This is a genomic window from Streptomyces sp. NPDC048111 (genome assembly GCF_043202815.1).
GTDB lineage: Bacteria > Actinomycetota > Actinomycetes > Streptomycetales > Streptomycetaceae > Streptomyces.
In genome coordinates, this window is the sequence record NZ_JBIDBD010000059.1 from 1 (window position 1) to 9,945 (window position 9,945).

Annotated in this window: 8 protein-coding genes; 1 reads left to right on the forward strand and 7 read right to left on the reverse strand. The window is 71.1% G+C overall.

The annotated features are described in order from the left end of the window. Positions 1–424 precede the first annotated feature (424 nt). Positions 425–1,432: a stage II sporulation protein M gene (locus ACGF3I_RS34945; RefSeq protein WP_393139315.1), complete on the reverse strand. Its 1,008-nt coding sequence runs from the start codon at positions 1,430–1,432 to the stop codon at positions 425–427. Positions 1,433–1,558: 126 nt separating this feature from the next. On the opposite strand from ACGF3I_RS34945, the gene ACGF3I_RS34950 reads away from it, so the two are divergent. Then, a complete protein-coding gene (locus ACGF3I_RS34950) occupies positions 1,559–2,653 on the forward strand; it encodes an RDD family protein (protein ID WP_393139327.1) in 1,095 nt (364 codons plus the stop codon). A gap of 142 nt (positions 2,654–2,795) precedes the next feature. Here ACGF3I_RS34950 and ACGF3I_RS34955 read toward each other — a convergent pair whose 3' ends face one another. The 6 genes from ACGF3I_RS34955 to ACGF3I_RS34980 all read right to left on the reverse strand — a co-directional run bounded on the left by ACGF3I_RS34955 (position 2,796) and on the right by ACGF3I_RS34980 (position 9,356). Beyond that, positions 2,796–3,416 carry a hypothetical protein gene (locus ACGF3I_RS34955; RefSeq protein WP_393139316.1) on the reverse strand — a complete coding sequence of 207 codons (621 nt, stop codon included), beginning with the start codon at positions 3,414–3,416 and terminating at the stop codon, positions 2,796–2,798. A 348-nt stretch (positions 3,417–3,764) separates the two neighbouring features. Beyond that, positions 3,765–5,228, reverse strand: a complete 1,464-nt coding sequence (ahcY, locus tag ACGF3I_RS34960) for an adenosylhomocysteinase (RefSeq protein ID WP_393139317.1) — start codon at positions 5,226–5,228, stop codon at positions 3,765–3,767. Between the two features lie 387 nt (positions 5,229–5,615). Continuing rightward, positions 5,616–6,575 (reverse strand): cation diffusion facilitator family transporter, encoded by a 960-nt coding sequence (locus tag ACGF3I_RS34965; RefSeq protein ID WP_393139319.1) that lies wholly within the window; start codon positions 6,573–6,575, stop codon positions 5,616–5,618. Between the two features lie 78 nt (positions 6,576–6,653). Further along, positions 6,654–7,820, reverse strand: coding sequence for a mannose-6-phosphate isomerase, class I (gene manA / locus ACGF3I_RS34970; protein ID WP_393139321.1), 1,167 nt, complete (start codon positions 7,818–7,820; stop codon positions 6,654–6,656). Positions 7,821–7,973: 153 nt separating this feature from the next. Beyond that, on the reverse strand, positions 7,974–9,101 hold the full coding sequence (locus ACGF3I_RS34975; protein ID WP_393139323.1) for an SIS domain-containing protein: 1,128 nt from the start codon (positions 9,099–9,101) through the stop codon (positions 7,974–7,976). 72 nt (positions 9,102–9,173) lie between these two features. Further along, on the reverse strand, positions 9,174–9,356 hold the full coding sequence (locus tag ACGF3I_RS34980; protein WP_393139325.1) for a Trm112 family protein: 183 nt from the start codon (positions 9,354–9,356) through the stop codon (positions 9,174–9,176). Between the last annotated feature and the right edge of the window lie 589 nt (positions 9,357–9,945).

The following is a 9,945-nucleotide window of genomic DNA, read 5'->3' on the forward strand; positions in this document are numbered from 1 at the left end:
TTTGGCACGCTGTTGAGTTCTCAAGGAACGGACGCTTCCTTTGTACTCACCCTCTCGGGCTTTCCTCCGGGCGCTTCCCTTCGGTATTTCGTGTTTCCAGCTTAGCAGATCCGATTTCCGTTTCTGCCACCCGCTGGAGCGGGCTACCGAATCGATATTCGCTTTCGCGTTTCCCTTTTCGGTGATTCCGACTCTATCAGAAGCGATTCGGCCGAACGAATCGGCTTCATCAGGCTTCGTATAGTGGATCGAAATGGCTCATCACTCGAAATTCAATTTCGATGAGAGCGAGAGAGATGTTATCTGCCACTCTCGGACTTGTCCAGTCCGAGGCAACCGTTTGAATCTACCTCCCCACGCGGACCGTGTCAACGGTTTTTGTGGGCGAGGAGGACAGTAGCAGGTCAGAGGGTGCGGACGCACATCACGCGGCCGTCGGGAACTCGGCGCTGCGGGCCTCCGCCTCGACGTCCCCCGTCTCCCCCTCGCGGGCCGCTCGACCGCCCAGAACATAGACGTACACAAGGAAGGCCAGTTCGGCGGCGATGCCCAAGGCGATGCGGGCCCAGGTTGGTAGGCCCGATGGCGTCACGAAGCCCTCGATCATTCCGGACACGAACAGCACCAGGGCCAGGCCGATCGCCATGCCCACAGCTGCTCGGCCCTGTTCGGCCAGGGCGGCGCGGCGGGTGCGAGGGCCCGGGTCGATGACCGTCCAGCCGAGGCGCAGCCCCGTACCCGCCGCGACGAACACGGCGGTCAGTTCCAGGAGGCCGTGCGGAAGGACGAGGCCGAGGAAGGTGTCGAGGCGGCCGGCCGAGGACATGAGGCCGATCCCCACGCCCAGGTTGAGCATGTTGAGCAGAAGGATCCACAGGACTGGGATGCCGAGGAAGGCGCCGAGGACGAGGCAGGTCGCGGTGGCCTGTGCGTTGTTCGTCCAGACCTGGGCGGCGAAGGACGCGGCGGGGTGGCTGGAGTAGTAGGTCTCATACTCACCGCCGGGCTGCGTCATCTGGCGCAGGGCGTCCGGGGCGGCGATGGCGGACTGGACCTCTGGGTGGGTGCCGATCCACCAGCCGATGATCGCGGACACGGCTATGGAGACCAGCGCCGTCGGTATCCACCAGCGGCGGGATCGGTATACGGCGGCCGGGAAGCCGGCGGTGAGGAAGCGGGCGGCGTCACGCCAGGTGGCGCGGCGGGTGCCGGTGACGGCGGAGCGTGTGCGGGCCACCAGCTGCGTCAGGCGTGCCGTGAGGAGGGGGTCGGGGGCGGAGGACTGTATGTGAGAGAGGTGGGTCGATGTCCGCTGGTAGAGGGTCACCAGTTCGTCCGCCTCTGCGCCCGTGAGGCGACGGCCGCGGTGCAGGAGGTGTTCGAGGCGGTCCCACTCCGCGCGGTGGGCGGTCACGAAGACGTCGAGGTCCATGTTCTGCTGCTGCTCCAGGCACTGGGTGCGTACGGTCCGTACTACTGCGGCGCGCTGCGGGTCAGCTTGGCAGACTGGATGGTTCGAGGGGCGGGGAAGGTCGTCGTCCGTGAAGGGTGGGTATCGGTGAGCGCGCTGGTCACGGGGGACGCTGTCGTACTGGGGCTGCGGCCCGCGCGGTTGCCGAGTCGGGCACTGGCCCTGGTGATCGACCTGGCCGTTGTGTGGGCTGCCTACATATTGGTCTCGCTGGTGATGTTGTTCGCCACTGCGTCCCTGGACGGCGCCGCCCAGGCCGCGATCGCCGTCGCCCTCTTCGTCCTCGTACTGGTGGGGGCGCCCATCGCGGTCGAGACGCTCTCGCACGGGCGGTCGCTGGGGAAGCTGGCCTGTGGGCTGCGGGTGGTGCGGGACGACGGTGGTCCGATCCGGTTCAGGCACGCGTTGATGCGCGGGGCCATGGGGGTCGTCGAGATCCTGCTGACCTTCGGTGTCGTGGCCTGCATCGCGTCGCTCGTCTCCGAGCGGGGGCGGCGGATCGGGGACGTGTTCGCGGGCACGCTGGTGGTGCGCGAGCGGGTGTCGTCGGGGTGGGCCGCGGCCGTTCCGCCTCCCCCGCCGTGGTTGGTGGGGCGGTTCGCCGGGCTTGACCTGTCCCGCGTGCCGGACGGGCTCTGGCTCGCCGTGCGCCAGTACCTGATGCGGATGAGGCAGCTCGATCCACAGGTCGGCTGGGCGATGGCGGCACGGCTGGCCGACGACGTGGTGGCCTGTACGGGTGCCCCTGTCCCGGACGGGGTGCCTCCCGCCGCTTATCTCGCGGCCGTGGTGAGTGAGCGTCAGGCCCGTGACGCGCGGCGGGCGTTCGGCGGAGTCGGGATTGTGTCCGGTCCGGGAACTCCCGTGACGGGTGCGGGCGTTCCCGGGGCAGGGGCTCGTGGTGCCGGCGTTCAGGGAGCGGGTGCCTGGGGTTCGGGTGCCTGGACTTCGGATGGCTGGAGTGCTGGTCAGGGTGCGGCGTGGCCGGCGGCGGTTCACGGCCAGGTTTCGGGAGCACCTGCCGGACCTGCGGGCGAGCACGTTCCCGGGTCGGCCGGGCTGGTGAGCCCGCCGGAGCAGGTCGCCGATCAGGCTGGGGCGCGCGGGGGTTCGGGGCCTGTTGAGGGGACGGCGCCGGCTTCGGGACCCGCGCGTTCGACGGGGTTTGCGCCGCCCGCCTAGTGCGGCAGGGGCCCACTCCGGGCGGCTGGTAGCGCGCCGGGCGGGGTTCCGCAGGCTTTGAGGCGGGGTTGCGTGGGCGCCAACGCGGTTGTGGTGCTGGGCTGTTGAAGGCCGGCGGGTGAGCGCCGCGGCGCGGGCGCGGTTACGACGCGGGGAACGTCGACGGCGGGGATTCCAGGGACTCCAGCTCGATCCCGGGTGCCGCGAGGACCACGTCGCCGGCGATGTGGACGGTGTGCTGTTCGCCCGTGTCCAGGGCGTTGACCTGGTACTCGTCCACGGTCAGGGGGCCATTGTCAGTGGCGTGCGCTTCACTCTTCATCAGGGCCCAGGACTGGTCGATCGTCCGGGGGGCGAGTACGGGGTCCGTGAACACGACGAGGCGGACGCGCGTCGTCGGGGACTGGGGGGTCAGCCGCAGCAGACGGGAGGTGGCGACGAGGAACGCGGGGGAAGTGCCGGCGAAGGTGTGGGCGCGCACATTGCCTTCGGTGGCGTGGATCCCGGAGGGGTCGGTACGGACCCAGGTGACGCCGTCGAGAGCGGCTCCGCGCACCTGCCAGGCGGAGGCGTGGAGTTCGAGGCGGATGGGACGGCCGAACTCGTCCAGGGCGAGGTCTACGGAGCCCGCGTGGTCTCCGGAGGGGGTGGTGGTCTGGGAGACGTAGCGCCAGCCGGAGGGGCCGGGCGCGCAGTGGAAGTGTTCTTCGCCGAGAGGGGTGTGGTCGTGGGGATCGTGAAGCGAATATCGGCCGCGGGGCATGGGATCTCGGGGTCCTCGGGAGTCAAGCGCTGACTCGGTGGGGAGCGGTAGGGGCAGGCCCCCGTCACGGGGGTGCGGGGGCCTGCCTCTCTACCGATGACGTACCGGCTGCGATGACGTACCGAGAAAACCCCGCTTCCGGTGGCCCGACCGGCGGCACGGGTGCCGACGAGCAGGGACCGGCGGCCAGGGGGTCGGCGTGTCCCGGACCCGGCGGAGCATGCCCGCTGGGTCCGGGGCCGGGGTCGGCCGCATCTGCGGCGCCGTCAACTCCGGAGACTGCAGGGGGCGTTGGGCCTGAGGCGCGCAGGGCCCGGCCCGCTCAGTCCCCGGAGTGGCGGGGCCGGCTCAGTAGCGGTAGTGGTCCGGCTTGTACGGGCCGTCGACCTCGACGCCGATGTACGCGGCCTGCTCCGGACGGAGCTCGGTCAGCTTGACGCCGAGCGAGGCCAGGTGCAGGCGCGCGACCTTCTCGTCCAGGTGCTTGGGCAGCACGTAGACGTCGGTCGGGTACTCCGACGGCTTGGTGAACAGCTCGATCTGCGCCAGCGTCTGGTCCGCGAACGAGTTGGACATCACGAAGGACGGGTGACCGGTCGCGTTGCCCAGGTTCAGCAGGCGGCCCTCGGACAGGACGATCAGCACCTTGCCGTCGGGGAACGTCCAGGTGTGCACCTGCGGCTTGACCTCGTCCTTGACGACGCCGGGGATCCTGGCCAGCCCGGCCATGTCGATCTCGTTGTCGAAGTGCCCGATGTTCCCGACGATCGCCTGGTGCTTCATCCTGGCCATGTCCGCGGCCATGATGATGTCCTTGTTGCCCGTCGTGGTGATGAAGATGTCGGCCTTGTCGACGACCTCGTCCAGCGTCGTGACCTGGTAGCCGTCCATCGCCGCCTGAAGCGCACAGATCGGGTCGATCTCGGTGATGATCACACGGGCGCCCTGCCCGCGCAGAGACTCGGCACAGCCCTTGCCGACGTCACCGTAGCCGCACACGACCGCCGTCTTGCCGCCGATCAGAACGTCGGTGGCGCGGTTGATGCCGTCGATCAACGAGTGACGGCAGCCGTACTTGTTGTCGAACTTCGACTTCGTCACCGCGTCGTTCACATTGATCGCCGGGAACAGGAGGTCGCCGTCGCGCATCATCTCGTAGAGACGGTGGACACCCGTCGTGGTCTCCTCCGTCACACCACGGATCTCCGAGGCCAGCTGCGTCCACTTCTGGGGGTTCTCACCCAGGGTGCGGTTCAGCAGGGTGAGGATGTGGGCGTACTCCTCGGAGTCCGCGGTGGCGGGGTCCGGGGCCGCGCCGGCCTTCTCGAACTCCACGCCCTTGTGCACCAGGAGGGTGGCGTCGCCCCCGTCGTCCAGGATCATGTTCGGGCCGCCGGTGGGGGTGTTCGGCCAGGTCAGCGCCTGCTCCGTGCACCACCAGTACTCCTCAAGCGTCTCGCCCTTCCAGGCGTAGACCGGGACGCCGGCGGGGGCCTCGGGGGTCCCGTTCGGGCCGACCGCGATGGCGGCGGCGGCGTGGTCCTGGGTGGAGAAGATGTTGCAGGAGGCCCAGCGGACCTCGGCGCCGAGGGCGACCAGGGTCTCGATCAGCACGGCGGTCTGCACCGTCATGTGCAGCGAGCCGGTGATGCGCGCGCCGGCCAGCGGCTGCGTGGCGGCGTACTCCTTGCGGATCGACATCAGACCGGGCATCTCGTGCTCGGCGAGAGTGATCTCCTTGCGGCCGAAGGCGGCGAGGGAGAGGTCGGCGACCTTGAAGTCCTGGCCAGCGCTCGTGGCGTCAGTCGTCATGGCGGGCTGCTCCTCGTGGATTGGTGGCGAGGGTGGGTACGGCTGGTCCGCGGGCGCGGTGATGGGCATGGGAGTGCCCGGATGCGCTCGCAGCGCAGTCCGTCGGAGGCCCTCTCTCCCTCGGCCGGGTCCGCGCGGGACCGACCGACCGCCATCAGCAGCGACGTCTGGCTCTGGTCACGAATCTACACCGATCGGCCCAGCGAGCCCCAGCGTCCCCGGCCAAAGGTGACGCCGGCGTCCCCGGACGTAGACGTTGGCGTTCTCGGCCAATGGTGATGCCGGCGTCTCGCCGAAGTCCCCGGCCTGAGGGGAGAGGCGGCCGTGCGAAGCGGGATCGGGGCCGCCACGGCGGACGGAGCCGCGGCGCCCCGGCCGACGGCCGGGTCAGCGGCCGCCCGGGGTGGCAGCGGGGTCGGGGCCGGCGGCGGCTTCTTCCGCGCTGTAGATGTCCGGCTCCAGATAGATGACGCGCGCGATCGGCACCGCCTCGCGGATGCGGGCCTCCGCCGCGTTGATCGCCGTGGCGACTTCCTGGGCCGTGTCGTCGTGCTGGACGGCGATCTTCGCGGCCACCAGGAGTTCCTCGGGGCCGAGGTGGAGCGTGCGCATGTGAATGACAGAAGTCACCGTCTGACCGTCCACGATCGCCGCATTGATCTTCGCCACCTCGTCCATGCCCGCCGACTCACCGAGCAGCAGCGACTTGGTCTCCGCCGCCAGGACCAGGGCGATCAGGATCAACAGGATGCCGATGCACAGGGTGCCGATGCCGTCCCAGACCCCGTCATCCGTCGCGAGCGCGATGCCCACGCCCGCCAGGGCCAGCACCAGGCCGACCAGGGCGCCGAAGTCCTCCAGGAGCACGACCGGCAGTTCGGGGGCCTTGGCGCGGCGGATGAACTCCTTCCAGGAGAGTCCGCCCCGGGTGACGTTCGACTCCTTGATCGCCGTACGGAAGGAGAAGCCCTCCGCGGCGATGGCGAAGACCAGCACGCCGACCGGCCAGTACCAGGCCTCGATCGCATGCGGGTGCTGGATCTTCTCGTAGCCCTCGTAGACCGCGAACATGCCGCCGACCGAGAACAGCACGATCGAGACCAGGAACGCGTAGATGTAGCGCTCGCGGCCGTAGCCGAAGGGGTGTTGGGGCGTCGCCTCGCGCCGGGCCTTCTTGCCGCCGACCAGCAGCAGGCCCTGGTTGCCGGAGTCGGCCAGCGAGTGGACGCTCTCCGCGAGCATCGACGACGAGCCGCTGAACAGGAACGCCACGAACTTCGCCGCCGCGATGGCGAGGTTGGCGCTCAGCGCCGCCACGATGGCCTTGGTACCGCCTGACGCGCTCATGGAGTTGCCGTCTTCCCTTCGTCGGTTCCCGTCGGCGGGGCCGGCCGGTGCCGGACCCCGCGGCGGCACATTGTTACATCAGGCAACCACCGTGGCACGGAACACCGTTCCCGTACCGGACAGTTCGGACGTTTCCTCCGCCGGGACGAAGACGGCCTCCCCCGGGGTCAGCGTCAGTCCCCCGACCGTGGGCTCGCCCGCCGTGCACAGGACGATCTGCGGCGTGGCCGCGGTCAGTTCGGTGGGGGCCGCGCCCTCCGCCCGTACGAAACGGGACAGCCGGAATTCGTCGGTCGGCGTCGCGTACAGCTCCTCCCCCGCGTCCGAGGCCTCGGGGCGCAGCACGCCCGGGTCGGTGGGCTCGAAGCGTACGACCCTGAGCAGTTCGGGGACGTCGACGTGCTTGGGGGTCAGGCCGCAGCGCAGCACGTTGTCCGAGTTGGCCATGATCTCCACGCCCAGGCCGCCCAGGTAGGCGTGCGGCACCCCGGCGCCGAGGAACAGGGCTTCGCCCGGCTGGAGTTGGACGTGGTTGAGCAGCATCGCCGCGACCACGCCCGGGTCGCCGGGGTAGTGGTGGGCGAGGGAGGCGTACGCCTCGTACTGCGCGCCGCCCAGGCGTTCGCACGCGGCGGCCGCCTCGGTCACCGTGGCGGCCGTCTCCGCGCGATCGGCGGTCAGTACGGCGGTGAGGACTTCGCGCAGGGCCGCCTGCGCGGGGTGGGCGCCGAGCAGGTCGACGTACGGCTTCAGGGAGTCGACCTCGAGGGCGGCCAGGGTGCGCGCCGCGTCCTGCGGGGTGCGGAACCCGCACAGGCCCTCGAACGGCGTGAGCGCGCAGACGAGTTCGGGCTTGTGATTGGCGTCCTTGTAATTGCGGTGCGGGGCGTCGATCGGGACCCCGGCCCGCTCCTCGGCCTCGTACCCCTCCTTGGCCTGGGCAAGGTCGGGGTGGACCTGGAGGGAGAGGGGGGCGCCGGCGGCCAGGAGCTTGAGCAGGAAGGGCAGGCGCGGTCCGAAGCGGGCCAGTGCGGCGCGGCCCAGTTCGCCGGCCGGGTCTGCGGCGATCACGTCTGACAACGATGTCGCTCCGTTGCCGCGGTCCAGCCTGGACGGGGCCCCCGGGTGGGCGCCCAGCCACATCTCCGCCTGGGGTTCGCCGGTGGGCTCGGTGCCGAGGAGTTCCGGGATGAGGGTGGGGGAGCCCCAGGCGTAGGGACGGATGGTGTTGATGAGGCGATCCATGGGGCGTCGTCCTGTGCTCTCGGTTGCTTTCGTTGGGGGGGTTGGGGGTTGTTGGGGGGGGGTGTGGCGGGGGGGGCAGGTCTCGTCGGGGCGCGGTGATCGCCGTATTGCGGCCATCGCCAGGTCGTGGTGACCGCCAGGTCGTGGTGGCCGTCAGGTCGAGGCGATCGTCAGGTAGACCGTGGCGAAGTCTGTTACGGCGATCAGTTCGGCGAGGCACTCCAGCTCGGTGCCCTCCTCGGGTTCGAGCTCGCTGATGGGCGTGTCGTGGCTCAGGGCGAGTTCGCGGGCGGCCGGGGCCGCGGAGAGGCCGCCGGCCGGGCGGTCACGCATCAGGACGACGCGGGCGTGCAGGCGCTCCGGCTCGTCCACGCGGTCGCGGAAGAAGTCGTCGGGGTCGGCGCCGGCCGCCAGCGAGCCCGCCAGCAGGACGCCGTGGGCGGGCAGCGCCTCGGGGAGGGTCGCGGCCAGGGCCGGGTGGCCGGACAGCTCGCTCAGGACGGCCGCGAACCGGCGGCCCGCGGGCGCCGCGCCCAGGCCTTCGGTCCAGATGAGCGGGAGCGACTCGGCGAGCTCGGAGGCCAGCGTCTTGGCGGGGTTGCTGTACGTGGCGATCGCGGGGCCGCAGCGTTCGGCGGTGCGGTCCAGGCGGGCGGCGATCTTCTCGATGGTCTCGGGCGGCGCGCTGAGCAGGCCGACCCGGTCGAGCAGTGCGAGCAGCGGTGTGAACAGCGACCACAGGGCGCCCGGGCTCGCGGCGGACATCTCCGCCTCGTCGGGCTCGAAGGGGGCGGACGCCATCGGCACGACGAGGCCGTGGACGCCGTCCACGGCCTCCGCGAGCGGGGAGCGCTGGGGGGCGACCGCGACGACGTTGCAGCCCCTGCGGTACGCCTGCTCAGCTAGCAGGGCGAGGCCGGGCTCGCTGCCGTCGGGGGTGGTGATCAGCAGGAGGTCGACTGAGCCCGCCCAGCCCGGCAGCGTCCAGCGCAGGGCGCCCGCGGCGGGGGCGACGCCGGTGGATTCGAGGCGGGTGACCGGTGCGGACGCGCCCGCGAGCGCGGTGATCAGGTCGGCCACTCCGGCGGCCGCGGTGCCGGGTCCAGCGATCAGTACGGACCGGGGGCGGCCCTCCGGCTTCAGCTCGGCGATGCCTGCCTCGGCCGAGTGCCGGGACGCCGTGCGGACGCGGGCGCCCGCCTCCGCCGCGCCGCGGAGCAGCCCGCGGCGGTCGGCCCTGGCGAGGGCTTCCGGATCGTCGAGCAGCGACTCGTCGAGCATGGGGTCGGCCTCCGGCTCTGCTGGGGGGTGCGCGGGATGTCGCGGGCCCGGGCCCGCGCGCCTGCGGGGTGCTCAGGCGGGGCGGCGGGCCTCGTCCACCAGGAGGACGGGGATGCCGTCGCGTACGGGGTAGGCCAGTCCGCAGTCCTTGCCCGTGCAGATCAGCTCGGGCTCCTCCGCGGAGGTCGCGTCGCTGAGCGGGGCGTGGCAGGCCGGGCAGGCGAGGATCGCGAGGAGGCCGGCTTCGAGCGGCATGGGGTTCCCTTCGGGGTTCTGCTGCGTTTCTGGGTTCTGCTGTGCTTGGGGTTCTGCTGTGGTGCGGGGCGCTGCTGTGGTGCGGGGTTCTGCTGTGTTCCGCGGGCTCTCCGTACGCGGTGGTGCGGGGGCTGCGGGGGTTTGGTTTTGCGGGTCTGGGGGGCCTGGTGGGCTCTGATGTGGTCTGGCCAGGTCAGCCTACCGCTGGGGGTGGGTGGGGTGGGGGGTTTGGGTGTGGTGCCTGGCGGGGGTGGGGTGCGCAGTTCCCCGCGCCCCTAGCCCCGTGGTCGTGTGCCGGCCGTGCGGGGTTGCTCGCGCAGTTCCTCGCGCCCCTAACCCGTGGTCGTGTGCGGACCGTGGTCGCTTCTCGCGCAGTTCCTCGCGCCCCTGGCGGCGTTGGAGCGGGGCGGGACTCGATAGGGCCCCGCGGCCCCTTCGATCGAGTGCGGGCCGTGCGTGGTTGCTCGCGCAGTTCCCCGCGCCCCTAACCCCCTGGTCGTGTGCGGGCCGTGGTCGCTTCTCGCGCAGTTCCCCGCGCCCCTGGCAGGACCGGTGCGGGCCAGCATGCGCATCCTCAGCCCGTCCGGCG

Bases quoted from the DNA above. Each gene is read 5' to 3' on its own strand.
- ACGF3I_RS34945 (WP_393139315.1), bottom strand. From the start codon at position 1,432: ATGGACCTCGACGTCTTCGTGACCGCCCACCGCGCGGAGTGGGACCGC.
- ACGF3I_RS34955 (WP_393139316.1), bottom strand. From the start codon at position 3,416: ATGCCCCGCGGCCGATATTCGCTTCACGATCCCCACGACCACACCCCT.
- ahcY (WP_393139317.1), bottom strand. From the start codon at position 5,228: ATGACGACTGACGCCACGAGCGCTGGCCAGGACTTCAAGGTCGCCGAC.
- ACGF3I_RS34965 (WP_393139319.1), bottom strand. From the start codon at position 6,575: ATGAGCGCGTCAGGCGGTACCAAGGCCATCGTGGCGGCGCTGAGCGCC.
- manA (WP_393139321.1), bottom strand. From the start codon at position 7,820: ATGGATCGCCTCATCAACACCATCCGTCCCTACGCCTGGGGCTCCCCC.
- ACGF3I_RS34975 (WP_393139323.1), bottom strand. From the start codon at position 9,101: ATGCTCGACGAGTCGCTGCTCGACGATCCGGAAGCCCTCGCCAGGGCC.
- ACGF3I_RS34980 (WP_393139325.1), bottom strand. From the start codon at position 9,356: ATGCCGCTCGAAGCCGGCCTCCTCGCGATCCTCGCCTGCCCGGCCTGC.